This is a genomic window from Lujinxingia vulgaris (assembly GCF_007997015.1).
GTDB lineage: Bacteria > Myxococcota_A > Bradymonadia > Bradymonadales > Bradymonadaceae > Lujinxingia > Lujinxingia vulgaris.
Genome location: NZ_VOSM01000001.1, coordinates 18,504 through 45,142, shown reverse-complemented (window position 1 = coordinate 45,142; position 26,639 = coordinate 18,504). Strand labels below are relative to the sequence as shown.

Annotated in this window: 25 protein-coding genes and 1 pseudogene; 7 read left to right on the top strand and 19 right to left on the bottom strand. The window is 65.9% G+C overall.

Annotation, left to right across the window (positions count from 1 at the left end; all coding sequences use genetic code 11):
- Positions 1-6: 6 nt before the first annotated feature.
- From FRC98_RS00190 to FRC98_RS00145, 10 genes are all read right to left on the bottom strand, one after another.
- Complete coding sequence (locus tag FRC98_RS00190) at positions 7-453, bottom strand: hypothetical protein (protein ID WP_146979297.1); 447 nt, start codon at positions 451-453, stop codon at positions 7-9.
- A gap of 132 nt (positions 454-585) precedes the next feature.
- Positions 586-1,245 (bottom strand): Crp/Fnr family transcriptional regulator, encoded by a 660-nt coding sequence (locus tag FRC98_RS00185; protein WP_146979296.1) that lies wholly within the window; start codon positions 1,243-1,245, stop codon positions 586-588.
- 50 nt (positions 1,246-1,295) lie between these two features.
- A complete protein-coding gene (locus FRC98_RS00180) occupies positions 1,296-1,697 on the bottom strand; it encodes a hypothetical protein (protein WP_146979295.1) in 402 nt (133 codons plus the stop codon).
- Positions 1,694-2,185, bottom strand: coding sequence for a flagellar FliJ family protein (locus tag FRC98_RS00175; protein WP_230467120.1), 492 nt, complete (start codon positions 2,183-2,185; stop codon positions 1,694-1,696). Before FRC98_RS00175 ends, FRC98_RS00180 begins: the two co-directional genes overlap by 4 nt.
- Positions 2,186-2,241: 56 nt before the next feature.
- On the bottom strand, positions 2,242-3,567 hold the full coding sequence (sctN, locus tag FRC98_RS00170; protein ID WP_146979293.1) for a type III secretion system ATPase SctN: 1,326 nt from the start codon (positions 3,565-3,567) through the stop codon (positions 2,242-2,244).
- Entirely contained in the window at positions 3,567-4,214 is a 648-nt protein-coding gene (locus tag FRC98_RS00165; RefSeq protein WP_230467119.1) for a FliH/SctL family protein, read from the bottom strand. Before FRC98_RS00165 ends, sctN begins: the two co-directional genes overlap by 1 nt.
- On the bottom strand, positions 4,207-4,944 hold the full coding sequence (locus FRC98_RS00160) for a hypothetical protein (RefSeq protein ID WP_146979291.1): 738 nt from the start codon (positions 4,942-4,944) through the stop codon (positions 4,207-4,209). The genes FRC98_RS00165 and FRC98_RS00160 overlap by 8 nt, the downstream gene beginning before the upstream one ends.
- Entirely contained in the window at positions 4,941-5,711 is a 771-nt protein-coding gene (locus FRC98_RS00155) for a hypothetical protein (RefSeq protein ID WP_146979290.1), read from the bottom strand. Before FRC98_RS00155 ends, FRC98_RS00160 begins: the two co-directional genes overlap by 4 nt.
- Positions 5,712-5,723: 12 nt before the next feature.
- Positions 5,724-6,125, bottom strand: a complete 402-nt coding sequence (locus FRC98_RS00150; protein ID WP_146979289.1) for an EscF/YscF/HrpA family type III secretion system needle major subunit — start codon at positions 6,123-6,125, stop codon at positions 5,724-5,726.
- 123 nt (positions 6,126-6,248) lie between these two features.
- Entirely contained in the window at positions 6,249-8,849 is a 2,601-nt protein-coding gene (locus FRC98_RS00145; RefSeq protein ID WP_230467118.1) for a serine/threonine-protein kinase, read from the bottom strand.
- A gap of 139 nt (positions 8,850-8,988) precedes the next feature.
- Between FRC98_RS00145 and FRC98_RS00140 the strand changes: the two genes are divergently transcribed.
- A complete protein-coding gene (locus tag FRC98_RS00140) occupies positions 8,989-10,287 on the top strand; it encodes a CinA family nicotinamide mononucleotide deamidase-related protein (protein ID WP_146979287.1) in 1,299 nt (432 codons plus the stop codon).
- Positions 10,288-10,368: 81 nt separating this feature from the next.
- Positions 10,369-10,962 carry an RNA 2',3'-cyclic phosphodiesterase gene (gene thpR / locus FRC98_RS00135; protein WP_146979286.1) on the top strand — a complete coding sequence of 198 codons (594 nt, stop codon included), beginning with the start codon at positions 10,369-10,371 and terminating at the stop codon, positions 10,960-10,962.
- A 44-nt stretch (positions 10,963-11,006) separates the two neighbouring features.
- Here the strand turns inward: thpR and FRC98_RS00130 are convergent, their stop codons facing one another.
- From FRC98_RS00130 to gyrA, 8 genes and pseudogenes are all read right to left on the bottom strand, one after another.
- A complete protein-coding gene (locus FRC98_RS00130; protein ID WP_146979285.1) occupies positions 11,007-12,509 on the bottom strand; it encodes a tetratricopeptide repeat protein in 1,503 nt (500 codons plus the stop codon).
- A gap of 32 nt (positions 12,510-12,541) precedes the next feature.
- Entirely contained in the window at positions 12,542-14,098 is a 1,557-nt protein-coding gene (locus tag FRC98_RS00125) for a hypothetical protein (protein WP_230467117.1), read from the bottom strand.
- Positions 14,099-14,107: 9 nt separating this feature from the next.
- A pseudogene (locus tag FRC98_RS22220) lies at positions 14,108-14,206 on the bottom strand (zinc-ribbon domain-containing protein); the annotation flags it as partial.
- Between the two features lie 251 nt (positions 14,207-14,457).
- Entirely contained in the window at positions 14,458-14,811 is a 354-nt protein-coding gene (locus FRC98_RS00120) for an ATP synthase F0 subunit C (protein WP_230467116.1), read from the bottom strand.
- A gap of 125 nt (positions 14,812-14,936) precedes the next feature.
- The gene (atpB, locus tag FRC98_RS00115) at positions 14,937-15,716 is read right to left on the bottom strand and encodes a F0F1 ATP synthase subunit A (protein WP_146979283.1); all 780 of its coding nucleotides are present in this window, start codon (positions 15,714-15,716) and stop codon (positions 14,937-14,939) included.
- Positions 15,717-15,719: 3 nt separating this feature from the next.
- Positions 15,720-16,136, bottom strand: coding sequence for an ATP synthase subunit I (locus FRC98_RS00110; protein WP_146979282.1), 417 nt, complete (start codon positions 16,134-16,136; stop codon positions 15,720-15,722).
- Positions 16,136-16,390, bottom strand: coding sequence for an AtpZ/AtpI family protein (locus FRC98_RS00105; RefSeq protein ID WP_146979281.1), 255 nt, complete (start codon positions 16,388-16,390; stop codon positions 16,136-16,138). Before FRC98_RS00105 ends, FRC98_RS00110 begins: the two co-directional genes overlap by 1 nt.
- 118 nt (positions 16,391-16,508) lie before the next feature.
- Positions 16,509-19,079: a DNA gyrase subunit A gene (gene gyrA / locus FRC98_RS00100; RefSeq protein ID WP_146979280.1), complete on the bottom strand. Its 2,571-nt coding sequence runs from the start codon at positions 19,077-19,079 to the stop codon at positions 16,509-16,511.
- Positions 19,080-19,470: 391 nt separating this feature from the next.
- On the opposite strand from gyrA, the gene FRC98_RS00095 reads away from it, so the two are divergent.
- On the top strand, positions 19,471-20,178 hold the full coding sequence (locus FRC98_RS00095; RefSeq protein WP_146972311.1) for a sigma-70 family RNA polymerase sigma factor: 708 nt from the start codon (positions 19,471-19,473) through the stop codon (positions 20,176-20,178).
- 106 nt (positions 20,179-20,284) lie between these two features.
- Here the strand turns inward: FRC98_RS00095 and FRC98_RS00090 are convergent, their stop codons facing one another.
- Entirely contained in the window at positions 20,285-21,856 is a 1,572-nt protein-coding gene (locus tag FRC98_RS00090) for an HD domain-containing phosphohydrolase (protein ID WP_230467115.1), read from the bottom strand.
- Between the two features lie 208 nt (positions 21,857-22,064).
- Here FRC98_RS00090 and FRC98_RS00085 point away from each other — a divergent pair, with 208 nt between their 5' ends.
- The 4 genes from FRC98_RS00085 (at position 22,065) to FRC98_RS00070 (ending at position 26,618) form a co-directional block, all read left to right on the top strand.
- Positions 22,065-22,625, top strand: a complete 561-nt coding sequence (locus FRC98_RS00085; protein ID WP_146979278.1) for a hypothetical protein — start codon at positions 22,065-22,067, stop codon at positions 22,623-22,625.
- A gap of 47 nt (positions 22,626-22,672) precedes the next feature.
- Entirely contained in the window at positions 22,673-23,758 is a 1,086-nt protein-coding gene (locus FRC98_RS00080; RefSeq protein ID WP_146979277.1) for a prepilin peptidase, read from the top strand.
- A gap of 94 nt (positions 23,759-23,852) precedes the next feature.
- Positions 23,853-25,178 carry a sensor histidine kinase gene (locus FRC98_RS00075; protein WP_230467114.1) on the top strand — a complete coding sequence of 442 codons (1,326 nt, stop codon included), beginning with the start codon at positions 23,853-23,855 and terminating at the stop codon, positions 25,176-25,178.
- 72 nt (positions 25,179-25,250) lie between these two features.
- Complete coding sequence (locus FRC98_RS00070; protein WP_146979275.1) at positions 25,251-26,618, top strand: sigma-54-dependent transcriptional regulator; 1,368 nt, start codon at positions 25,251-25,253, stop codon at positions 26,616-26,618.
- The last annotated feature ends 21 nt before the right edge of the window (positions 26,619-26,639 follow it).

Below are 26,639 nucleotides of genomic sequence, written 5' to 3'. Positions count from 1 at the left end.
GCAGACTTAAAGCCCGGGGAAGAGGGGGCGGAACCAGGGGATGCCGCCGAGCACGAGCAGAAGCCCGATGGTGTAGAAGATCGCGCCGCGCTTATGCTTCTTAGCGTCGTCGTCGGCTTTTTTGGCCGCGATCGAGCCGGCCTGAATGACGAAGACGGCCAGGAGCATTAAGAAGATGTGTTCGACCACAAAGAAGCGGATGCCACGGGTGCTCATCGCGTTGGCCATGTCGGTAAGGCCGGTGCGCACAAGGGGGCTTAAGCCGTAGAGCGCAAGCCCCAGCAGGAGCTGGGTGTGCATCGAGGCGACGAGCGCCACCGAGCGCAGGCGGTCGCCGCGGGTGTAGGCGCGTTTGGAGAGCACGCCCTGCCATGCCGTACCGATCGCAGCAAAGGCTGCGATGAGGACCACCCAGCGAAGCACGTTATGAATCGCCACCAGAACATCGAACATCAGCTTACTCCTCGACGACCCTGCGGGCCGCATCTCGTCAGACGTTACGCGGCAGCGCGGCGCGCTGCCCCGATCACCACTCAGGTTGCCGGGGTTATAACGAGGGGGGATCGCCGGGGCAAGGATCGCCGGTCAGCCCAGGGCAAATCGCCGCAGCCCGTCGAGGTCGAGGATGCGCAGCGCGCGGCGGTCGCGGCGAATAAGCCCGGCGCGCTCCAAAAGCGCCAGCGCCTGGCGGGCGCGCTCGCGATCGAGGCCGGCGAGCGAAGCGAGCTGGGCTGAGGAGAGAGGCGGCGCCACGCGCTGGTTGCCGGGCCCGGGCTCCCCGTAGCGCTCGGCAAGCTCCAGGATGGTCTGAGCCTGGCGCGCGCCGGTCGACGTGCGCAAAAGCGGTGCCAGGGGCACGCTGAGCTCGCGGCGCTGAAAAATCGAGCCGCCCTGCACCATGCGTTCGGGCAGCAGCAACTCGACGCTCTCGCGCAACGCCTCCTGCTCCATGATCACAATGGTCGTCTCCTGGTGGGCAAGTGCTTCAAAGTCCGGGGCAACCTCGTCGGACGGCGGCGCGAAGGCGTCACCTCGCGCCAGCGTGGTCTCACTTCCCAGGATGACCTGCCCCTCCAGGACGACGACGCGCTCATCGTGCTCGCGATCCAGGTGAATGCGGGCGGCGTGCCCCCAGCGCTCGACGCGGCCGCGCTCGCGCAAACGATCAAAGGTGGCCCGGGCCTGTGGCCCGGTGATGAGCTGGCGAAAGTGCCAGAGGTTGGACGTCGACTGCGATTCTGCCACGGGGCCCTCAACTGCGTGCTGGCGCGCCAGGATGGTGCGCCTTCGGGGCCCTAGCCTACCTTCGCAGCGTCGGAGGCGCACCTGCTGATGAGCTCGGCTTTGAGCGAGAGGTGCTCGTCGAGGATGGCGACGACCTCGCGCAGCGCGCCGGCCTGGGGGCTGGCGGCGTCGATGGAGGCCAAGGCGTGGCGGGCGTGGGTCAACGCGTCGCGAATTTGCCCGGGAGGTGGGGCGTGGGGGGGAGGTTGCACCCGCTGCAACCCGGCGTTGTGCACCTCCCCGAAGAGCGCGGGCTTCTGCAGAAACTCGCCCATCATCGGGGCGACCTCGGCGGGGAGATGCGTCTCCTGAAGATGCTCGGTGATGGCCCGGCGCAGGCCGCCGACCTCTTCATGGGCCCGGGGGGACCAGGCGGCAGCGCCGGCGTTGCTTCCCTGATCGATGCGGCTCATGGCTGCTGCTCCCGCCACAGACGCGTGGCCACCTCATCCATCTGGGCCTCGGCCTTGCGGCGGTGGAGCGTCTTCTGCTCATCCCGCCAGGCTTCGTGATGGCCCTCCACGGCTTTGAGCGCGCTGATGGCGCCCTGCATCGCACGCTGGGCGGCGTGCACCTGACGCTGGGCGCGCTGCTCCTCTTCCTGAACCTGGGTGAGCGCCTGCTGCGCCTCGTCGCTGAGCTGGCGCAACCCTTCGAGGTAGCGGTCGATGTTCTGAAGTTCGACCAACGCCATGCCCTTCTGTCGGGCCCGCTCATCGAAGGTCTGGGTGCCCTGGCGGCGTTGGGCCTCAACGCGTTCCCACCGGCCCTGGGCCTCGCGCACGCGCCGGCGCACCTTCTCGAGTTCACCGACGGCCTCGGCAAACAACGCCTCGGCCTGCTCTCTCTCCCCCTGGCGCAGCTCCAGGAGCACCTGAAGTTCATATGCCTCGCTGGTCATGACCATCCTCCCTCTGTGAGTTTCGGGGGATACGGCGCCCCATGGTTTTTCGGGCCTTACGCAAACAGATCACTGATGCGCTCAATCGTCTCATCGAGGCTTGTGTGCTCATCGAGCCCCTGCTTGAGCAGCGCCTCCATCTCCTCGATGCAGTCGATGGCAAAATCGACCTCCTCATCCGCCCCGTACTCGTACGCCCCCAGGCTGATAAGATCTCGCCGGCTCTCATAGGTCGCCAGCACCTGGCGAAAACGCTCGGCGACCTGCACGTGCTGCGGGGTTGTGACCGCCCGCATCACGCGCGAGAGCGAGGGCAATACGTCAACGGCCGGCCAATGACTGCGACTGGCGAGCTTACGACTTAAGATGATGTGCCCATCGAGGATGCCGCGGACTTCGTCGGCGATGGGCTCTTCCATATCACCGCCGGCGACAAGCACGGTGTAGAGCGCCGTGATGGAGCCGGTCTCATCGTTGCCGGTGCGCTCGAGCAGGCGCGGCAGCATGCTGAACACACTCGGGGGGTAACCCTGACGTGCGGGCGGCTCGCCGGCGGCCAGGCCCACCTCGCGTTGCGCGCGGGCAAATCGTGTGACCGAGTCCATCATCATGAGCACCTCGGCGCCTTCGGCACGAAAATATTCAGCGATGGCAGTCGCCACAAAAGCCGACTTCAGGCGCACCATGCTCGGCGCGTCACTGGTGGCCACGACCACCACGGCCTTCTTCATGCCCTCTTCTCCGAGCACCTCTTCGAGGAAGTCGCGCACCTCGCGGCCACGCTCGCCAATGAGCGCAATCACGATGACCTCGGCCTCACACCCCCGGGCGATCTGCCCCATCAAGGTCGACTTACCCACGCCGCTGCCCGCAAAGAGCCCGACGCGCTGGCCTTTGCCTACGGTGAGCAGACCGTCGATGGCGCGCACCCCCATGGAGAGCGGCGCGGTGATGCGCCGACGTTTAAAAGGATCCGGGGCCTCGCGCAAAATCGGCCAACGCACAAAGCCCGCGCCTCCCAGCGGCGGACCGGCGTCTATGGGGCGGCCCAGCCCGTCGAGCACCCGGCCCAGGAGCCCCGGACCGCAGTGGATGCTCAGGGGTTGCCCCGTCGACTCCACCTCGGCGCCCGGGCCGATGCCCTCCACGCTGCCGAGCGGCATCAACACGGCCAGATCGCCCTCAAAACCCACAACCTCGGCGGGCATAGTGCCGCGGGCACCCAGACGTATCTCCACCAGGTCACCCACCGCCGCGTCCGGCACGCTGGCTTTGACCACCAGGCCCGTGACCGCCTGCACCCGACCGGTGACACGCACCGGGCTGGCCGCGTCCAGGCGATCCATATAGCGCGAGAGGATCGACGTCTCATCAAAGGGCATTATGAACCTCCGTCGAGGAGCGCCGCCTGCAGCACATCGAGCTGGGTCTGCAGTCTGGCGTCGATCTGGCCGGACTCGGTCTCAATGAGGCAGCCGCCGCGGGCAACTTCCTCGTCGGCCTGCAGGTGTACCGGCGCGCCGCCGACCACATACGAGAGACGCGCCTCGGCCGCTCGCAACGTTGCAAGATCGTCGGGATGCACGCGCAGCAGCACCTGGCGTTTTCCGCGCACAAGCTCCAGCGAGCGCGCCACCATCTGCTCGACCCGCTCCGGCGCCATCTCCAGCGACTCGCCAATAAGACGAGAGGCGATCTGAAAGGCCAGGCGCACCATATCGGGCTCGGCGCGCTTGAGCAGCAGGTCGTACTCGGCGCGCGCTTTTCCCAGCGCGTCGAGCGTCTCTTCGGTCGCCTGACGCTGGCCCTCTTCGAGCGCGCGGGCGCGAATGCGCTCGGCTTGAGCGTGTGCTTCGTCCACCTCGCGGGCGGCGTCGGCACGCAGCCCGGCGATCGTCTCCTCCAGCGCCTCCAGATCAGCGATCACGCGCTTTCGCACGATCGTCGCGCCGGCAAAGACCGGCTTCACCGCCCGGGCCACCTCGGAGCCCGCCTTGAGAAGCGGACGAACATCCTCGAGCTCATGCATCATCAACCTCCTTCATCTCGGCGGTCTCCCCGTCGGGCGCGGGACGCCTGGCCAGCGAGGCGATCACGTCTTCAATCGAGGGGAGAAGTTCGGCCTGGCTGGAGCGCAGCGCGGCCGCCCCGAAATCATTGAGTCGCGCGCGCAGCCTTCCCCCTAATCGTGCGCGCAGGTGCGCGGCCAGCGAAGGATGACGAAGGGTCGCGGGCTGCATCACAAAGTAGAGACCAAACTCGGCGACCTGATCGGGGCGACGCTGGCGGCCGATCAACCGCACGTAGCTCTCGCGCACGCGGCGGCTCAACCCTTCACCGAGCGCCGGGGGGCTGAGCAACCACCCGCGGAGCTCCATCGCCAGCGTGGGATCGAGTCCCAGCGTCAGCTCCATTAAAGGACGAAGCGGCGCCTGCGGGCGCATCGACGCGATGAGAAAACCGCCGATTCGCGTCAGGGCCTGCAGCAGTGATGCCTCATCGCGAAGTCCCATGAGCACGCGGGAGTCCACAGGCTCTGACGAAGCTGCAGGACCATCCTCGGCAAACGCCTCGGTGAGCGCGCTGCTCTCTGGCAGAGAGGTGGTGAGCCAGCGCTGCAAGAGATCTGAGAGCGGGGCGCTGGTGGAAGGATCGACCCGGGCAGCATCGTCGGCGCCTCCGCCCCCTCGGGAGCGCAGCGCCACCCAGGCCGCGGCAAACCCCTGCTCCGCCTGCGTTAATGCGGCCTTCTCACTCACAGCCCCTCCTGCTGACGACGGCGCACGACCAGCACCACCAGGCCGGCAGAGAGCGCCATGATCATCAGGGCCATGCCCACAATGAGCGCCTTGACCATCGAGGCGCTCTGCGGCGCCACCACCAGAGGGCCGACCGCCGCAAAGACCGCCTCGCGCTCCTGCACCGGAGCCATCGTCGCGCGCGTCATCACCACCTCGATCGCCTCCGGCTTGAGCTCCTCGACCGCCCCGGCGACCAGCGCGCGCACCTCCTCCTCGCTCAGCGGCGGCTCCTCGCTCTCAAGCACCCGCCAGCGTACCAGCACGCTGGCGCGGGGCTCGGCCTTCGGGGCGTTGCTCAGCTGCACCCGCGCCTTCTGCGGGAGCACCAGGTGGACGTGCGCATCCACCACGCCGTCGATCTTCAGAAGGCTTGTGCGCACCTCCTGGGCGGTGGCGTACTGCAGGATCACCCGCTCCTCCTGGGAGGTGGGGATAAGCCCCGCGCCGGGATAAAAGTCGCCAAACCCGGACTGCACCGGCCGCGGAAGCCCGGCCTGCTGCAGACGCTCCCAGGCCTCCACACGCTCGGCCCGGGGCACCTGGACCACCCACAGGGTGGCGTCGGCCGGGTCGGGCACCTTGGTCGCGCCAAAGCCCGCACGGCTGAGCTCAACGACCATCGCGTTGGCCTGCGCCTCATCGAGCCCGTGGTAGAGAGGCTCGGTACAGGCCAGCGCCCACAGCGCAAAACATCCCACAAGCAGATACCGCCATCGCTCCAACATGCACGCCCTCCCTCAGACCTGGGTGTTCATCACCTGTTTGATGCCGCCGGTGGCCTTCTCGACGACCTTGGTCGTCAGCTCCACCTTCTGGCTGTAGCTGTAGATCAACGCCTGCATCTGCAGCATCTCCTCGGGCCCGAGCGCATCGCCGCGCATGCTCGACTCCAGAAGCTCGCTGATGCGGCTCTCATCACCAAGAATCCCCTCGATGTAGGCGTCCAGCGCGGCGGGCTCAGCGACCTGCTCGGTGGCCTCCACCGGCGTCACGTCCGGGGTCTGCTCCACCTGGGGAGGCCCCTGGTGGAGCACCTCGGCAAAACTCTTACCGGAGGGCTGCGCGCCTTCGGTGGCGGCGCTCTCTTGCATCATCTGGGCGGCCTGTGAGGCCATCGCGCCTGATATCGGGTCGGTCATCTGCACGCTCCTGTTCACGTCGGGTTACCGGGCTTGTTCTATTATCGAAGCCCGTGAACAGAGTTTGCGTCTGACCCCCTATTTTTTTTGAAGATGTGCAGAAAAGTCGCCCTTCTGGCGAGTTCAGCGCGGGCGAAGATCGACCGTTTCGCCCGCCAGGGTGGCGTCGATCGCCAGATGCACGTCGGCCTCAACCTCGATCGAGGCGCGCAGCCGGCGCCCCTCCAGAGTCTCAAAGACCAGGGTGTGAGGGCCGGCGTCGAGCTCAAGCGCCTCGATCGGGCCGGCGCCATAGGAACGCCCCTCAATATAGATGGCCGCGGCTGGCGAGACGCTCAGGCTGAGCGTGCCCTTTCCGGTGGCAATAGGTTCAAGCGCGGTGTCGATATGCACGCTCCCCATCGCGTTGAAGTCCAGGGCAAAGGCCTGGGGTCGCCGCTCATGGGCGCTGACCTCCAGCGTTTTGATGCCCGTAGCCGGCACGACCTCTTCGAGCGGGCTGGTGCCGACCGAACCACCATCAAGCATCACGCGGCTGCTGCGAGGGCGAGTGCTCACGCGCACGATCGCCCGGGTGGCCTGCTGACTTGCGAGCATGCCTTCCACCCGCAGATGCTCCTCTGGCGAGGGCTGCACCCAGGCGACATGAGGCCTGTGGCCTGCATGTTCAAATTGCACGTGGCTGAGGCCGTCGGCCACAACATTTTCCAGGCGCAGCGGCGTGATCCCCACCCGCTCGCCATTGAGGTAGATCGCCGCGCCGGGCGGGGTGCTCTCAAAGCTCAGCGGCGCGCGCGCACCGCCGACCGAACGCTCCAGCACCACCGGCTCAAGCGGCGAACCGGCGGGGGCCTCAAGGCGCACCGGGCGAAAGCCCTCGGCCACGATCCACAGGTCGTGAGTGAGACCCGCTTCGAGCTCCGCCTGCATCGGCGTGGCTCCGTCTAGCCGAAGACCGTTGGCGATCACCCGCGCCCCCGGGGGCTCCGTTACGATGCTCAAGGTTGCCATCTGGCGAGGTTGGGCCTGCAACGCCGGCGCCTCGTCCACCGCCTCACTCGACTCGCCAACCGGCCACAAGAGCGCGACCAGACCGACCGCCACAATGACCGCGACGAACGCAGCCCAGAGCAGCATCCGCCGGGGCGCACCGGCGCGCTTGGCCTCGATCGTGGGCATCGCCGCGGTCGCCGCGATCGAGGGCGTCGGCGGCGCCCAGGGCGACGGGCCGCTCGACGATGCCACGTCCAGATCGGGGATCTTGCGCCAGAACGAGTCGTCGCTCGACGCCGATGAAGTCGCCGATGCGGGCGCCGGCGTTGGTGCCTTCGCCACACTGCTCGGGGCAACTTCCTCGGAAGCCCCGGGAGCGCTGGCCGAAACATCACCGGAAACCCGGTGCGCATCGCGCTCGGCAAGCTCCGCCACCCTCGCCACCACACCCAGGGTCGCGTCGTCATCGACGTCGCTGATGTTCTCGTCGACGCGCACATCCACCAGCGTCTCGTCGATCGACGCGCCGCCCGCCTCGCCATACACGTGAGCCCCAGGCCCGCGGGCCTCCACCCGGCGCACTTCCACTACCGGCACCCCGCCCTGCTCCCCGACGTCTTCGCGACGCGCGCCCTCGCCGAGCTCCAGGGTGGTTACGTCGATGGAGCTTGCGCGGGTGCGCTCCTCAATCACGTCGACGTCTTCCAACACTTCGAGATCATCGTCGTCGAGCACAAAATGCTGCTCGGAGATCGTGACCGGGCGCGTGGCATCGTCGCTGCCATCGTCGATAACGTCGGCTGGTATCTGGGCGCGACGCTCCAGCTCCTGCAGGTACTCGGCGAGCTGGCGCGCCCCCACCCGGACACGGCGTTCAAAGAGCCAGTCCTCCAGGGCCTCGGCCAGCTCCCCGGCGCTCTGATAGCGGTCTTGAGGGTCGCGGGCCAGAGCGCGCAGCACAATCGCCTCAAGATCCTCGGGGTAGTCCGCGCGCACCTCGGTGGGCGGGGTCACAATGCCCTCGGTGATCTTGCGCATCGTCTCGTACTCGGTGCGCGATCGAAAAAGACGCGAGACGGTCGTGATCTCGTAGAGCACGATGCCCAGCGTAAAGATGTCGCTGCGATGATCGAGCGCTCCGCCGTCGAACTGCTCCGGGCTCATGTAGGAGAACTTCCCCTTAAACTCCCCGGTGCGCGTGTGCGTGAGCCGACTCTCGGCCTTGGCGATGCCGAAATCGCAGATCTTGACGCCCCCCTGAACGCTCAAAAGCACGTTCTGCGGCGAGATATCGCGGTGGACCACCCGCATCGGTCGGCCCTGGTCGTCGCAGCGTGTGTGCGCATAATGGAGCCCGCTGGCCACATCGGCGATGATGCGCACGGCCAGCTCCCGGGGTAAAAAGAAGTCCTGCTTGACCCCGAGTTCACAGACCCGACGAAGATCGAGCCCTTCGACAAGCTCCATCGCCAGGTAAAAGGCACCGTCGACCACCCCCAGATCGTAGATCTGCACGATGTTGGGATGCAGCAACCTCGAGGCGATGCGCGCCTCATCGATGAACATCGTGATGATGTCATCGCGATCGACCAGATGCGGGAACATGCGCTTGATCGCCACCGGCCGGCTAAACCCGCCGATCTCCCCTAAGGCGCGAGCCTCAAAGACCTCGGCCATGCCCCCCTGAGCGATCTTGCGATGAAGTTGGTACGTCCCGAACTCTTCGGGCATCAGTGACCTCGAAGCCCGCAAACAGGCAACCCAACAAATCCACTTGAGACAATCCGGTGCCAACTCTAAAAGAGGTGCGAGAAGAGCGTCAAGCACGCCCCCCCGGCAGGCACCATCGCGATGATGAAGGGAGTCTAAGATGATCAAGCACGTGGGCATTCTGTGCATCGGCGACGAACTGCTCGACGGCCGTGTCAGCGACAAGAACGGGCGGCATGTGATGCGCCTGGGCGAAGATCGTCTCTTTCAGGTGCGCGAACTTCGCATCGTGCGCGACGACGAAGATCGCATCGTTCAGGCGCTCGATGCGCTGAGCTCCTGCGACGTCATCGTGGTCAGCGGGGGGCTGGGGCCGACCGCCGACGACCGCACCCGCGAGGCGGCCGCAGCCTGGAGCCAGGATGTGCTCCACGAAGACGCCCCCAGCCTGCAGCGGCTTGAGGAGCGCGCCCGGGAGCGCGACTACACGCTGACCGACAACAACCGCCGCCAGTGCACGTTCCCCTCCCGCGCCACGATCCTGGCCACCGAGGTGGGCACCGCGCCGGGGTTTCGCGTGGATCATCGCGGCTGCGCCGCGTTTTTTTTCCCCGGCGTCCCCCGGGAGTTTCAATGGTTTGTGGAGCGCTACCTCTTACACGAGCTCGGCCCCGATGACGACGCCCCCCGGGCCAGCGCTCGCCGACGCTACTACGGTCTGGGCGAATCGAAACTCGAGACGATGGTCGAAGGCATCGAACCCCTGGCGCATCAACTCGGAGGTCGGGTGGGGTATCGGGCGAGCTACCCGGTGATTGAGGTCTCGCTCAAAGCGCCCGAGGACGCGGCGCTGGCGCAGCTGGTCGACTTCATTGAGGCTCGCATCGGCGCCTGGCTCGTTGCCGAGGGCGGCGAAGACTTCTTCGCGCGGGTGGGTCGCCGCCTCATCGAGCATAAGGCGACGGTGGCCGTCGCCGAGTCCTGCACCGGCGGGCTGCTGGGCGGGGCGCTCACAAAGACGCCGGGGAGCTCGGCCTGGTTTGAGGGGGGCTTTCTGACCTATGCCAACCAGGCCAAGATCGATCTTGTGGGCGTCAACGCCTCGACCCTGGCCAGTGAAGGCGCGGTGAGCGCCGCGGTGGCCTGCCAGATGGCCCTGGGCTCCGCACGGGCCGCCGGCGCGACCTTTGGATTGGCCATCAGCGGCGTGGCCGGCCCCACCGGCGGCAGCGCTGAGAAGCCGGTGGGCACCGTCGACTTCGGCCTGCACACCCCGCAGGGCACCTTTCATAAACGCGCGCATTACCCGGGGCGCACCCGCGATGAGATCCGCACAGCCTCGGTCTACACCGCGATGGCCCTGCTGCTCTGGCACCTCGAAGGTCGCCTGGACGCACACGATGTGCGTGGCCCCTTTGATGCGAGCAGTGTGGAGGCCGGCGTGCCCCCTGCTCCCTGAGCCCGACCTTGTCAGCGCTGCGGGGATGGTTGATAACCTCCCGTCCGCGCTACGCTCCTCTCTCTCCGCCTGAAGTTCCCCATGATGCGACGCCTCTTCATAGCTGTAGACCTCTCGATCAACGTCGTTGAGCGCCTTGTTCTTTTCCAGGATGAGCTCCAGGGCCGTCTTCGAGGCGCCTTCGGCGACGATCTCAGCGTGCGCTGGACCGAGGCCGAGAACATCCACCTCACCCTGAAGTTTCTGGGTGATACCCCCGGCGATCTCGTCTCGATGCTTGAGAGCACGGTCAGCCGCCTGGCCGAGCCCCTTTTTCCCTTTGAGGTGGAGTGCCGCGGCTTTGGAGCCTTCCCCCGCCCCGACCAGCCCCGCATCCTGTGGGCCGGCCTCGACGCCAAGAGCGCCGAGGTGCTGGGACTTTTGCAGCAAGCGCTGGAGCGCGACCTCCAGGAGATCGGTGTGGCGGCCGACCCCCGCGAGTTTTTGCCGCACATCACTCTGGGGCGGCTGAAGTCGCGCGCAAACCCCGATCTCGGTGAGATCTTCGGGCGTTACGACGAGCTGAGCTTTGGCAAAAGCTACATCAAAGATCTGGTGCTCTATGAGTCGCACCTGCGCCACGACGGTCCGCGCTATGAGGTGCTGGAGCGCTTCGCGCTGGGGCAGCACGCTTAAGCTAAACCCTTGATTTCAGACACAAATCCGCAACGCTCGCCGCGCTACTCCAGACCACTGGAGCGCCGGAGCTGCTCGCTCTGAAAGCGCGCGATCGAGGCCTGCGGCCCATTCGGAAGACGCGCAAGGTAGGTCTGGTACGCCTCAATCGCGGCGCCGATGTTGCCGCGATCACGCTCCGCGCGGCCCAGGCCGATGTAGGCGTCGCCGTAGGTCGCGTCGCGGTAGATGGCGCGACGAAACTGCGCGACCGCCGAGTCCAGAGACCCCAGCTCCAGCAGCGCCCACCCAAGGCCGGTGATCGCCTCGGGGTTGCTCTCATCGATCTCGGTGGCGCGGTGGTAGCGGGCGCGCGCCGCCTGCGCGTCACCGCGCTGCAGGGCACGCCGCGCCGAGGCCAGCACCGCATCGATGTCGGGGCGTTGCGACTTCTGCGCGACGCGCTCGCTTCGCTCGCTCGCTGCGCCAACCTTCTGCACCGCCTCGGCAACTGCCGCCACCCAGACCGGCAAATGTGCCGCCCGACGCGCAGCGTGGCGCGCCTCAACCACCCGATCGGCCGCACTGACGACAGGCGTACTACGCGCGTCTGAATCCGGCGCCTGATCCTCGGCGAGTGCCTGCGTCTCTGATGCGTCAGCCGTGCCCGCGTCGCCCTTGAGCCAGGCATCGAGGTAGCCGGCGTACCAGGCACCGGCTCCGGCACCTGCCAGGAGCAACACGAGCAGCACCGCCAACGCCGGGCCCCGCGAGCGACGGACACGCCGCTCCGGAGCCACGATCATCTGCGAGCCAGACTGGGTCACACTCAGATCGCCGAGCGACCAATCATCGTCCTCGGGCCCCACCGGCGTCAGATGGGGTGCTCGTCCGGGCGATCGCCGGCGCGTGGCGTCGGGCTCCGGGGCTGCAGAAGCCGGGCCGAAACGCTCCGCGTCAAGGTTGAGCCCTGGCGAGCGTGGCGCGGGTGCGACCGACTCCTCGGCGACAGGCTGGCGGGGGGTGGCGCGCGCCTCGCGCAGCGGCGCCGGTGTGGGCTGCTCTTCACGAGGGGGCGCGGCTGCACCCGGCTTCGCGGGAGGACGCGCCGCGTCGTGATGCGGCGTGGTCGACTGCCGGGGGCGCGCGGGCGTCGACGCCGCCCCAAAACTCTGCGTGGCGCGATCCTCCATCGGATCACGTCGCTCCGCTCGCCCCAGCCCGGCGATGGACGCCACCGCCTGAAAGACCGGCGCGAACTCCCCGAGACTTCCCAGCTCACTCCAGCGCTCGCCAGTGCGCGAGATGGCGTCGTGCGCCTCCACCTCGCCAGTCATGATCCAGCGATGAAGCTCGTCGAACCCCCAGAAATAAAGAACATCGCCGCTGGAGGCTTTGCGCACCATCCAGCGACGCTGGCTCTCGTCGCGCAGCTCCTCGGGCACCTCAAGACGAAAGAGGTGATCGCACTGGCTGCACTTGAGGTTGACCGATCCCACCGAGCGCAGCTGCGCCTCATCAAACTCGTAGAGCGTCTGGCACTGCGGGCAAGAGACGTCCATCGGCATAGGTTGGAGGAGAGCCTCTCAGGCCGCCCTCCTTACTCCATCGTGGGAGGTGGCGAGCCGCCCTGGCTGCGCAACTTACGGGCCTGCTCACGCATCTCTTCGACCTTATCTTGCTGGCCGAGCTTCTCGTGCACCTGGGCGCTCATGTCGTAGATCTGAACGCGGTCGGGGTCGAGCAAGCGGGCGGTCTCCAGGCGGTCGAGCGCGGAGGTGAGGCGATTGGACTCAATGTCGACGCGGGCGTCTTCCAGGATGCGATCCACCTGCGCGCGCTGGTCGGGATCGGGCGCGGCGGGAGCCTCCTGGGCGGCCGCCTCTTCCGCTGAAGGCGCCGCAGCTGGCGCGGCGGAAGGAGCGGGCGCCGGCGAAGGCGCGACGTTCTCAGCCCCTGCGCCACCGCCGAGGGCGGGGAAGTTGATGATGCCGCCCAGGTGCAGGCCCAGCGCAATGGCCACAAGTCCCAGAAGTCCGAAGACGCCCCAGAGCACCATGGTGAGCGCGTTGCTGTCACGCGAAGGAGGACGGAACCCGGCGTTGGGATCGATCTTCTCGCGCCCCTGGTTGGGAGGCGGGTTCTGGCCGACCGCAGGCATCCCGGCCGTCATAAAGGGAGAGGCCGGCTGAGGCGCCGGGGTGGGAGCGCCACCGGGGACCGAAGGCGCCGCCGCAGGCGGCGTCATCGCCGGCGAGGAGCCCGACTGCGAAGGCATCGCCGGTGAGGCGCCCGAGCCGGTGGGGCTGGTCGGAGCAGGCCCCATGCCCGGCATCGGCGCCTGTGCGCCCGACGAGGCCACCGAGAAGTTCCCCGATCGCTGCGTCGCCGCGCCGCCTCCCGGCGAAAACTGCGGGTACTCGCTCAGCGGGAAAAACTCTCCGCCCGAGGAGAGCTTATAGCCGTTGAGGTCCTCACGGCTGGCAAGCCAGCTGCGCAGGCTCTTGTTGTCGGCAAACTCGTAGGTCAGCCCGAAGTTGGTCTGCAGCTTCCAGGGGCCGTCGTGGGCGGCGTCGACGCCTCCTGCCGGGGCCGCAGGCGCAGCCATGCCGGGCGACGATCCCGACGCCGAAGGCGCAGCGGGGCTTGCCCCGAACGCCGGCGCTCCGGCCGGCGGCGGGGTGGGCTCCGCCGACGCCGAGAGGCGCTGGGCCGGCATCGCCTGCTCCACCACCGGTGGGGGCGCGATCTCAGTAGCCGGTCCACCCTCATCGGGCATCGAGGGCGGCGCACTGGCAGGTCGCGCACCCAGGTGCTGCAGGCTCTTATGCACGATGTCCGGCGAGAGCTCCTGGGTGTGGAGGTCATCCTCCTCGGCCGCAGCTCCCAGGCCGGGCAACGCGCCGCTGGCCATCGGGTTGGACATCTCAATGGTCTGGTCGCCCCCGCCATCGCCGAACATCGAGGAGAAGTCGGGCAGCTCCGCGCCCGACATCACCTCGGTCTTGGCGACTTCATCCTCAACCGCGGGCGCCGGGTTCTGCGCGGCGGCCTTGTTCTGATTCATCGCGTTGAGGAGTTCATGAAGGTTGGGGCGCTCGGCGATCGAGGTCTTATCCGCCTCATGCTCCGGCTCGGCCGGGGCTTCCGGGTACACGACAAAAGCGTGCGCACAGGAAGGACACTTGATCTTGCCCCCCGAGGGCGGAATGTTGGCGTCATTGACGCGATATCGCGATGAACAGCTGGGACACTGGACGATCATTCCGTGGTCTGCTCCGGATGGGATGGATCAAGCGAGGAGCGCGGTCTTCAGAGCGCGCCCCTGGCATCTGGGGCTTTGAGAACAGGCCCTGAAATCAGAGCCGAGGGCAGGCAAAGCCGCCCTCCTCAATGGGCCGCATTAGACCACACGCCCCCACCCCACGCAAGAAGGAGGCCTGGCGCTTTTTTGCTCCTCAGAGCACAAAAAAAGCCCGGCCGAAGCCGGGCTTTTTCACATCGTCAACCTGCGACTTAGAGCGCCGCGGTGATGTCGATGTTAAGGACCATCAGAATCGAGATAACGAACGCGTAAATCACGAGCGACTCGATAAGGGCAAGGCCCAGAATCAGCGGGGTGAAGAGCTTGCCGGCCGCGCCCGGGTTGCGCGCGATACCTTCAAGAGCCGCCGCAGCCGCGCGGCCCTGACCCAGCGAACCACCCAGCGCGGCCAGGCCGACACCGAAGGCCGCCGCAGCGCCCAACCAGGCGTAGGTCGTGAAGACGTTATCGGCCGCAGCAGCGGTGCCCTGGGCGAACGCCGAGGTGCTCCAGAGTGCGACAATAGCGAAGGTGCTCAAAAACGTGATCGTGGATTTCTTCAGCATGGACTGCGTCCTCCTAGCTCGCGCAACGCCAACTCTTTTGCGGCGTGCGCCATTGTGACGGGTATCAATGTGTTGATACGCCCTGATGAAAGCCGTCTAGGCCAACAACCTTTCTGGCGAGTCGTTTAATGGTCTTCGTGCTCAATGGCAAGGGCGATGTAGATGCTGGACAACAGGCAGAAGACCAACGCCTGAATCGTGCACACCAGCAGCCCCAGGAAGAGGAACGGCACCGGGATAAGAATCGGAATGCTGAACATCCCGGAGGCCAGATCTCCAAACACGCCCAACACCATGTGGTCACCGGTCATGTTCCCGGTCAGACGCACCGAGAGAGAGACCGGGCGGAAGGCGTGTCCCACCAATTCGATGATGAAAATCAGCGGAGCCAGAAGCAGAATCGGCCCCATAAAGTGTTTGATATAACCCATCCCCTGCTCCATGAAGCCGGAGACGTTGTACACCAGAAAGACCACAATCGCGCAGGCCAGTCCGGTGTTGAGGTTGGAGGTCGGCGGCGAAAAGCCCACCACAAGCCCCATCAGGTTACCCAGGTAGATGTAGACGGCCAGCGAGGCGATCAGCGGGAAGAACTTCTTGGCCGCCTTCTCACCCATCAGGTCGCTCATCATGCCCATGACGGCATCGAAGAGCACCTCAAAGAAGCCGCTCACCGAGAACTTGCCCACCGGCACCAGAGCCTCATCGCGGTTGGCGTATTTACGCCGGGCGATCAAAGCGAGCACCGTGATCAACACGACGAGCACGCCGGTGAACACCACGTGGGTGGCTCCCACAACCCCCGAGGGGTTGAGCAGCGGGTCGCCGAAGATGTGGTTCCAGCCCTCGCCGTGCTCTTGTTCAGCAAAGGCGGGGATGAGGTCTAAAAACGTATAGTCAGCCATGAACTACGTGCTCTCGTTGTCGTCGGCGTCGTCATCTGTGCTGCGGCGATCGCGGCGTGTCAAAACTGCCTGCCAGGCCAGCGCGGGTAACAACACTTTGTAGCCGAGGATAAAACCTACGGCGTGGGCACTCAGGGTCGAAAGGCAAAACCAGATCGCGAAGAACAAGATCGCCAGCTTAAACGCCAGAACAGCCGCCCAGCCTGCTGCGCCGGGGTTGCCGTCGATGGCGCCCTTGATCATTTTCGCCACCACAAACGCGGTCACTCTCAGGCTGAGCGCGCTGGTGAGCGTTCCCAGGGCCATCGAGTAGCCGAAGCGTGGCGAGATTGCCCAGGCCGTTATCAGCGCCAGGAGGGCTCCCAGCGCGAGCATGCGCCAGAAGACCCCGTCGACGAAGCTACGGTCGAGCGTGGCCATCAGTCTTCACCTTGTGTTTTCAAAAACCGTTGCGAGATCTTCCAGACGTGCCACCCGGCGCCGAGCATTGCCAGCGCCATCGTCACCAGAAGCAAAACCGGGGCGGTGTTGAAGTGTTCGTCGAGGCGAGTGCCGATGAAAGCGCCGCCGAGTACAAAACCGACAAACTCAAAACCCAGGGCTCCGATCGCGCCGGCCACAAGCCAGGGGCTTTTGGTGGTCTTACGCGATTCGTCTTCTGGTGGAGAGGCCATCTAAATCACCTCGCGCCCTGCCCTGGAAAATGCCCGCAGACCGTGTCTGCAAGCGCCTCCCCGAGCAGCGGCGCGCACCCTGTAACACAGGGAATTGACGGGCGTCAACCGCCTCAGATTAACTGTCTTCACCGGGCTCTTCGTCCACGGAATCGTCGCCGGTCGGGGCGGCCTGCTCGGGGCTCTCATCGCCCTGAATCTCGGCACCTTCTGCCCCCTCGGCCAGCTCCTCACCCTCGAGCGCCTCGTCCTCATCCTCAGCGACGAGCGCGGCGATGGAGACGACCAGCTCATCGTCGTCCAGGCTCATCACGCGCACGCCCTGAGTGTTGCGTCCGTAGGTCGAGATCTGCTCGACGCGGGTGCGCAGAACCTGCCCCTTGTCGGTGATCATCATCAGCTCATTGGTGTCGTCCACCACCCGGATGCCCACCAGCATGCCGTTGCGATCGTTGGTCTTGATGGTGACCACCCCTTTGCCCCCGCGACGCTGCAGCGGGTACTCGTCGAGCACGGTGCGCTTGCCATAGCCGCGCTCGGTGATGGTGAGGATCGTGGAGTGATCATCGCCTGCGGGGACCACGTCCATGCCCACGAGCGTGTCGCCCTCGCGGAAACGCATCCCGTAGACGCCGGCGGCCACGCGCCCCATCGGGCGCACGTCCTCTTCGTGGAAGCAGATTGCCTGGCCGTCGCTGCTGGCTAGGAAGATGCGATCGTCGCCACCGGTGGCGCGCACGCTGATGAGCTCGTCGTTATCGTCTTTAAAGCCCAGCGCGATGATGCCCCCGGCGTGCACGTTGGCGTAGGCCATCAGATCGGTCTTCTTGATCACGCCCTGACGGGTGGCGGTGACGATGTAGCGCCCCTCCTCAAACTCCTCGAAGGGCAGGATCGCCTTGATCTTCTCGTCCTGCTCGATGGGCAGAAGGTTGATCACGGCCTTGCCGCGCGTGGTGCGCGAGCCCTGCGGGAGCTCGTGAACCATCAGCTTGTAGACCTTACCCACCGAGGTGAAGATCAGCAGGTTGGTGTGGGTCGAGGCCACAAACATGTCGGTAACGAAGTCTTCGTCTTTGGTGTCCATGCCGCGCTTGCCACGGCCGCCGCGATGCTGGGCGCGGTACTCGCTCAGCGGGGTGCGCTTGATGTAGCCGGCGTGGCTGAGCGTGACCACCATGTCTTCTTCGGCGATCAGGTCGAGATCGGAGAGCTCGGTGACGTTGTGCAGGATCTCGGTGCGACGCTCATCGTCGTAGGCTTCGAGCACCTCGTTGAGCTCCCCGACGATCACGGCCATCAACTTCTTCTCGTCGGCCAGGATGCCGCGCAGGCGGTCGATCTCGGCGAGCACCTCGGCCAACTCTTCGAGGATCTTGTCGCGCTCCAGACCGGTGAGCTTCTGCAGGCGCATATCCAGGATGGCCTGCGACTGTCGCTCGCTCAGCGCGAAGCGGCTCATCAGCCCCTCGCGCGCTTCGTTTGGCGAGGCCGAGGCGCGAATCAGCGCGATGACCTCATCGAGGTGATCGAGCGCGATCTTGAGGCCTTCCAAAATATGGGCGCGCTCTTCGGCCTTGCGCAGCTCATAGATCGTGCGGCGGGTGACCACATCACGGCGGAAGTCGATGAAGTGGTTGAGCACCTCTTTGAGGCTCATGATGCGGGGCTGACCGTGAACGATCGCCAGCATGATGATGCCAAAGGACGACTGCATCGCCGTCATCTTGTAGAGGTTGTTGAGCACGACCGCCGGGATCATGTCGCGGCGCAGCTCAATGACGATGCGCATGCCGTCGCGGTCAGACTCATCGCGCAGATCGGTGATGCCTTCGAGGCGTTTGTCGCGGGCCAGCTCGGCGATCTTCTCGATGAGACGCGCCTTGTTGACCTGGTAGGGGAGCTCGGTGACGACGATGGAGCTCTTGCCGCGCTTCTCATCCTCTTCGATGATCGCGCGGGCGCGCATCTTGATGATGCCGCGGCCCTCGGCGTAGGCGTCGCGCAGACCTCGTGCGCCGTACATGATGCCGGCGGTGGGGAAGTCGGGGCCGGGGATGTGCTGCATCAACCCTTCGACATCGATCTCCGGGTTCTCAATCAGCGCCAGCGTGCCGCGGATCACCTCGCCGAGGTTATGCGGCGGGATGTTTGTGCTCATGCCGACGGCGATGCCGGAGGAGCCGTTGATCAGGAGGTTCGGGATGCGCGTGGGCAGGACCGCCGGCTCTTCTATGGTGTCATCGTAGTTGGGGATCCACTCGACGGTCTCTTTGTCGATGTCGCTCAAGAGCTCCTGAGCAACCCGCGCCATACGCACTTCGGTATAACGCATGGCAGCGGCCGGGTCGCCGTCGACCGAGCCGAAGTTGCCCTGGCCATCGACAAGCGGCACGCGCATGTTGAAGTCCTGGGCCAGACGCACCAACGCGTCATAGACCGAGGAGTCGCCGTGGGGGTGGTACTTACCGATGACGTCACCGACGATACGCGCCGACTTTTTGTAGGCCGCGTTCCAGCGGTTGCCCAGCTCATGCTGCGCAAAAAGGATGCGCCGGTGCACCGGTTTGAGCCCATCGCGAACATCGGGCAGCGCTCGCCCGATGATCACGCTCATGGCGTAGTCCATATAGGACTGGCGGATCTCTTCTTCGATATTGATCGGAATGATGCTGACCGAATCCGTCATCGCGTTCCCTTCACCAAAGCGGGTCGATTCATACGTTGGAGTGCCTCCCGGGCTGAGCCAGCGCTCAGCGGGGGCCTAAAGCCGCGGAACCCTACCAAGGAGGGGGCGATCTCACAAGGGAGGCAGGCCGGTGGGCGCCACCGGGCAGTGGTCTGTTGCGAAGGCGTGCTTAGCTTAGCGGATAAGGCACATCCTCGGATGTGTCGGCACGCCTGACGCGCGGGCTGAAGTTCAGTGTGAGCGGAAGTTTTCACATCCGGCGCAAACTTTTTTGAAACCTCAGCGCCCCCCGCTGCGTCTTACTTACGAACACCGCGTGATCCCTCTCTCCCCTCCCCCCTCGCAAGGGCCGGAGCGGCGAGTTGCGATAAAAGACGAAAGGAGTCCCCCCATGCTCAAGCTCAACGAATTCAATCGCTCCGACTCCGACTCCCCCAAAAACGAGGGGTTCGAGGAGACGGCCCTCACCCACCTCGATGAGCTCTACGCCACGGCGTTGCGTTATACCAAGAACGAGAAAGACGCCGAGGACCTCGTCCAGGAGACCTTCATCAAGGCCTACACCAACTGGCACCGCTTTGAGCAGGGTACCAACTGCCGGGCCTGGCTCTTTACGATTCTCACCAACACCTTCATCAACAAGTACCGCCGCAAGAAGAAGGAGCGTGAGATCCTCAACGCCGACGACCTTCGCCCCATCGAAGAGAACTTCTTCGATCGCGAGCGCACCGAGTTCTACAACAGCCCGGAGCGCGAGTCGGTGCAGAAGAGTTTTACCCACGAGCTTCAGGATGCTCTGGAGCAGCTCAGCGATGAGTTCCGCACAGTCGTGGTGCTCGCTGACCTCAACGACTTCTCCTACAAGGAGATCGCCCACATCCTGGACTGCCCGGTGGGCACGGTGATGAGCCGGCTCTTCCGCGGACGCAAGATGATGCGCGAGCTGCTGGTGGAGACGGCGTACGAGCGCGGCATCATCCGCGACATGGAGCCCTTCCTTCACGAAGAGTCCAACCGCACCCGACGCTCGGTGCGGCGCGAGAAGCTCAACGCCATCAAGGAAGAGCGCGACGACGACGCGGTGGAAGCTGCCTCCTGACCGCCGCATCGCTCGCCAGCGGGCCCGTCCCCACGCCGGGCTCGCGCAAAAAAAACCTCCCGGGATGCCCCCGGGAGGTTTTTTTATGCTTCGGATAACGTCGACATCAGCCGGCGGCCGTGGGACCGGGGTCGTCTGAGGCCGGCGTCTCATCCGGGTCGAGGAGCGCGCGCCAGCGCTCGGCCTTCGAGCTCTGATCGCGGCGCTGCCGGCTCATCTCACGCACAAAGACCTCAACGATCGCCGGGTCGAACTGCGATCCGGCGCAGCTCTCGATCTCCTGCATGGCGACCTCGTGCGGGAGGGCGCGGCGGTAGGCTCGGTGCGAGGTCATCGCATCGTAGGTATCGGCCACCGCCAGGATGCGCGCCATCAGCGGGATCTCCTCGCCCTTCAGTCCCACCGGGTAGCCGCGCCCGTCCCAGCGCTCATGGTGGTGGTAGACGCCGGGGATGAGCGGATGCAGAAAACGAATCGGCTGTAAGATCCATTTGCCACGGGTGGTGTGGCTCTTGAACATCTCATACTCCGACTCGGTGAGCGGGTCGGCTTTGTTGAGCTCTTCAAAGCGGATGCCCAGCTTTCCGATATCGTGCATCAGGGCGCTGTCGGCGATGCGCTCAACCTCCTCCGGTTTAAGCCCCATGCCCACGGCGATCTGGCGCGCGTAGCGGCTGACCCGGTCGGAGTGGCCCCGGGTGTAGGGATCGCGATCTTCGAGGATGTTGGCCAGCGCCTGGATGGTCTGCTTAAAGGTCTGCTGCAAGTCGCCGTAGAGGCGCGCATTGTCCATCGCGGCGGCCGCGCGCCCGACCATGATCGCGAGCAACTTACGTTTGCTCTCCCTAAAGGCCGGCCGCGGCTCAAAACGCGCGGCGACCAGCACACCCAGAAGTTGATCGTTGGCGCACAGCGGCGCGCAGAAGATCGAGCGTGGCAAGGGGCGCGTCGTCAGACCCAGCTGCGCGATCTCCTCGCTATGAAGCACCCGCGCACTCGTCGTGGTGCATACCCCGGCCATGACCTTTGGAGTGATGCCGGCCAGAAACGCCAACCCCGGCGCGCTGTTGGACGCATCGAGCCAGCGCGCGCCCTCTTCGAGCACCTCGCTCCCCGGCGCGCTCGGCCGCCACAGCCCCACCACGTCGGCCTCGGCCTGCACGCCGATCGTCTCCACCAGAAGATCATGAACGTGGGCCTCGGCCAGGCTTTTGCCGAGCTGCTCGGTGACGTCGTAAAGATCGACAAGCTCCTTGAGGCGCACGTTCTCGCGCTCCAGACGCTTCTTCTCCAGGCCGCGCTCAATCACGCGGATGACCTCATCGACCTTAAAGGGCTTGAGCAGGTAGTCGTAGGCGCCGACCTTCATCGCGGCGATGGCCGTCTCGACGGTGCCGTAACCGGTCATCATCAGGGGCACCGCCCAGGGGTGATCGCGGCAGACATGCTCCATGAGCTCAATGCCGTTCATCCCGGGCATCTGCAGGTCGATCAGCGCCACGTCGACCGGGCGCTCTTTGAGCGCCACCAGCGCCTGCTCGGCGGTGGGCACGGCGAGCACGTCGTAGCCCTCCATCCCCAGAAAATCGACGAGCACGTCGCGGATGGTCGACTCATCGTCGACCACCAGCACTCGAACCGGCCTGATCTCCCCGGAGGGAACTTCGTCGCGCACCATCGTGTTTGACCTGGGTTGTGACTCCATCTTGCGAACTTCAAAGAGCTATCACAGCGCTATTTTATGCGTCAAACTCGCCATAGCCCATCACGCCCGCGGGGGAATGCCCCTGGCGAGCTGCGGCGTTGCCTCAGAGCGATCCGGCGTGCTAGTGAGCCGCCCTTGAAGCCCACCGCGACGCCGACACATCTTCATCCCGGAACCCTCGATGAGCTCGCGCGCACCTGACTCCTCGCCCCAAGAGGCGCCTTCGCCGGCGCGCTCGACCGAAGCCGCCCCGGTGGTTCTCGGTGAGCGCGGGGGTGCGGCCGCCCCGGTGGTGCGCCTGCTGCCGGGCCGGGTGGAGGCCTCGCGGGTGCTCTACCCGGGCTATCTGCTGGTGTGGGTGGGTGCGGGGTTGGCCTCGCTCTTTGCCTGGCGGCGCGCCGAATGGCACCCGCTGATGACCTTTGTGGGCTGGGGAGTGCTCTTCTGCTGGTACTGGGTCTACGGGGTGGCCTACCGCTACCGCCGTCGCCTGATGAAGGTTCTGGCCGTGGCGATGTCGGCGTGGGTCGGCGCCGTGCTCATCTGGGTGAGCGCCACCCGCGCCGCTCCCATGCGCGTGCCTGTGGACGGGGTGCTGGTGGAGCGAGGCGCGCTCCTGCTCCCGGGGCTGGCCGCTGTGGCCACCGCGCTGAGCCTTGCGCTCCTGCTGGCGCATCTTCTCTACTTCGGGCGAGGCTACCGAGAGAAACGCGAGCGTGATAGCGTCGAGACGTCGCGCTGACGCAGGCGCGGCGCTGACTTCCTGCCCCTCTTCTGAGCTGAGTCTGCATGTCCGTCGACGCCTTCTTCTACGTGCTCACCGCCTTCGCCTTTATGCTGGGTGCGGTGGTGGGAAGTTTTCTCAACGTGGTGATCTACCGCGTCCCGGCGGGACTCTCGGTAGTGCGACCGGGCAGCCGATGCCCGCATTGCGAGACGCCGATCGCCTGGTACGACAACGTCCCGATCCTCTCCTGGCTCATCTTAAGGGCGCGCTGCCGCAGCTGTAAGGCGCACATCCCGGCGCGCTACGCGCTGGTGGAGCTCCTGATGGGCGTGCTCTCCGCCGGGCTCTGGCTCAAAGTGTCGTGGCGGCATTTTGAGATGCTCGGGGAGCCCTGGCGCGCCGGATTTCCGCCTCCTGTGGCGAGCCTGGAGCAGCTCCCCTGGAGCGCGATGGGGGTTGCGTTCGGGCTCTACTTCATCTTCATCGCGATGCTGGTGGTGATCACGTTTGTGGACCTGGATCATTATTTGATCCCGCATGAGTTTACGCTCCCGACCATCGCCGTCGGCATCGTCGCGGCCTTTGTGCTCAACAGCGAGAAGGTGATGAGCCCGGGCTCGATGACGGGCTTTTTCCCGCCGGTGACCGTCTCCATGAGCCTCATCGGCGCGGTGGTGGGCGCGGTGGTGGTGCTGGCGATCTTCTACCTCTACTTCGCCGCGCGCGGGGTGGAGGGCATCGGCGGGGGCGACCTGACGCTGATGGCCCTGATGGGCGCCTGGCTGGGGTGGCCGGCGCTGATCTTCATCTTCTTTGCGGCCAGCGTGCAGGGGCTTATCGCCGCGGGCCTGGGCACCCTTTTCGGCGCGGGTTTTGTCAAAGACTCCCGCGAGATCCTCGCCGAAGATGATCCCCGCGAGGTTGCCCGACGCGCCCGCGAAGCGGCCGACGCCGGCCAGGCCGATGAGGCCTCGGCGCCCTCCCCCGTCACCGATGCTCCCGAGCCCGACGAGGCAGAAGACGAGGAGGGAGGCGGACTTGCGGTGCCCTTCGGTCCCTTCATTGTGCTTGCCGGGCTGGAGTTTTTCTTCTTCGGGGAGTTCATCCCGATGTACCTCTCGATGAGCTACCTCTACTACGGGCTCTGAGACGATGCTGCCCGATTCTCGCCACCAGTCGAGGCGCGGCGGAGCGCCGGTTTGGGGGGGGCTTCGAGCGCGCCTCTCGCTCGGGCTCGTTGCTGTGCTGGTTGTGACCCTGGCGCTGGTCGCGCTGGGCGTGGGCCAGCTGCACACCACCGAGACGCGCCAGCAGCTTATCGCCGAGGCCACACGCCACGCCCGCACCCTCTCGCAGATGTCGCCACCGGCGCGTACGCCCGCCCTTGTGGCCCTCGGCGACCAGCCCGACGTGCTCTTTGCTGGCGAAATCGCCCCCGATGACGCCCCGGCCACCACACCCACCTTCGGGCGTTACGCCGGGCGTCCGGCGCTCTTTGCCGAAGTGGCGGGCGTGTGGGTCGTGCTCGATACCACCGAGGCACAGGCCCGCGCCGACGCCAGCCAGCGTGCGCTCCTCCTCTACCTGGGGCTCACGCTGCTCTTCACCACCCTTGTTGGCTACGCCTTCTTCTCGTTTGTGGTGATGCGACCGTTGCGGGCCATCGGCGTGGCCACGCGGCGGGCCGCCGGGGGCGATCTGGCAAGCCCTATCAAAGTGCTGCCTCGCAATGAGTTCGGGGAGGTCGGGCGAAGTTTTAATCAGATGCTGCAAACCCTCGACGCCCAGCGCGCCGAGTTGCAGGAGCGTGTCGACGCGCTGGAGCGCGCCCACCTTGAACTTCGACAGGCTCAGGACTCTCTCATCCGCTCCGAAAAACTCGCCGGCATCGGCCAACTGGCTGCGGGTGTGGCCCACGAGATAGGAAACCCGCTGGCCGCGGTGATGGGCTATGTGGATCTTCTGGGCGATCGCGACCTCGATGAGGAGAGCGCCGCCGAAGTTGTGGCCCGCACCCAGGCGCAGCTCTCGCGCATGCGCGGCATCATCCGCCAGCTCCTCGACTACAGCCGCCCCGACCCACACGCCGAACCCGAAGCCGTGGCGCTCCGACCGATCATCGAAGAAGCGCTGGAGCTTGCGCGCTTAAGCCGCGGCGGCCGCCACTGCACCCTGGCGTTGCGCGCGCCTGACGAGCTTCGCCCGGCCCGCGCGGTGCCCGGTGAGCTCAGCCAGATCATCGTCAACCTGCTGCTCAACGCCCTCGACGCGATGCGCCAGGCCGACACCGCCGAGCCGCACCTGCTGGTGGAACTTCAGGACACGGGCGATGCGCTCATCCTCGACATCCTCGACAACGGCCCGGGCATTCCGCCGGAGCTGCGCGAGCGCATCTTTGAGCCCTTCTTCTCCACCCGCGACCCCGGCGAGGGCACCGGCCTGGGGCTGGCCATCGCGCTGCGCCTGGCCGAGCGCGTCGGCGGCACGCTCACGCCGGGCCAGCGACTGCTCGACGGTCAGAGCTGTGGCGCCCACTTCCAGCTTCGACTGCTTCCGGCCGAAGATTGACCACCTTGCCCTGCCGGCCCTATCGTTCCCCCAACCTCGCCAGCCTCCCCTTTCGCACGCCGAGCCCCATCCATGAATGAGCTGCGCGTTTTAATCATCGACGATGAAGAGAGCATCCGTCACATGCTCTCGATGACGCTGCGCAAAGAAGGCTGCACGCTGCGCGCGGTCGAAAACGGCGAAGACGGCCTCAAAGAGCTCATCGCCAACACCTACGACGTGGTCTTATGCGATGTGCGCATGCCGAAGATGGGCGGGCTGGAACTGCTCGATGAGCTGCGCAACCGCCAGATCGAGACGATGGTCATCGTGATGAGCGCGTTTGGAAACCGCGAGCTCGCCATCGACGCCCTCAAACGCGGGGCTTACGACTACATCGACAAACCTTTTACCCGCGACGAGATCGTGCTCACCCTGGCCAAAGCCAGCGAGCGGCTGCGCCTGGGCCGCGAAAACGAGGAGCTGCGCGCCCGAGTCAGCAATCAGAAGGGGCTGGGTCGCCTCATTGGCCAGTCGGAGCCGATGCAGCAGGTCTTCGCCACGCTCAAGCGCGTGGCCACCTTCAAGTCCACCGTGCTCCTCACCGGGGAGTCGGGCACGGGCAAAGAGCTCGCTGCGCGCGCTATTCACGAGCTCTCCCCGCGCAGCAAGGGGCCTTTTGTGGCCATCAACTGCGGCGCCATCCCCGAGGCCCTGCTCGAGAGCGAACTTTTCGGCCATGTGCGCGGCGCGTTCACCGACGCCAGCAGCGATCACGAAGGGCTCTTTCAGGCGGCCAGCGGCGGCACACTCTTTCTCGATGAGATCGCCGAGCTGCCGCTCTCCCTGCAGGTCAAACTTCTGCGCGTGCTCCAGGAGGGGGAGGTGCGGCGGGTGGGCGACACCAAAAGCGTGCCGGTGGATGTGAGGATTGTGGCCGCCTCGCTGCACGATATGGCAAAGCGCGTGGAGGAGGGGCTCTTTCGCGAGGATCTTTTCTACCGCATCAACGTCATCGCGCTGCGGCTGCCGGCGTTGCGCGAGCGCCCTGTCGATATCCCGCTGCTGGTGCGTCACTTCATCGAGGAGCAGAACCAGCGTCAGGGGACCTCGGTGCGCAGCGTCGACCCGCAGGCCCTGGAGGCGCTCACCCGCTACGCCTGGCCGGGCAACGTGCGCGAGCTCTACAACGCCATCGAGCGCGGGGTCGTGATGAGCGCCTCCGAGCACATCACCCTCGACGATCTTCCCCCCCAGCTTCGCCAGGCGCAGAGCCCGCTGCAGGCCGTGCTCAGCGGCGATGAGCTCTCCATCAAGAAGCTCTCCGCCGAGCTTGAGCGCATCCTGATCACCCGCGCGCTCGAGCGCACCGAGGGCAACCGCAGCGCTGCGGCGCGCCTGCTGGAGATCAGCCACCGCGCCCTGCTCTACAAGCTCAAAGACTACGCAATTGACGCGTAAGCTGTTGATTTTACTGATTTT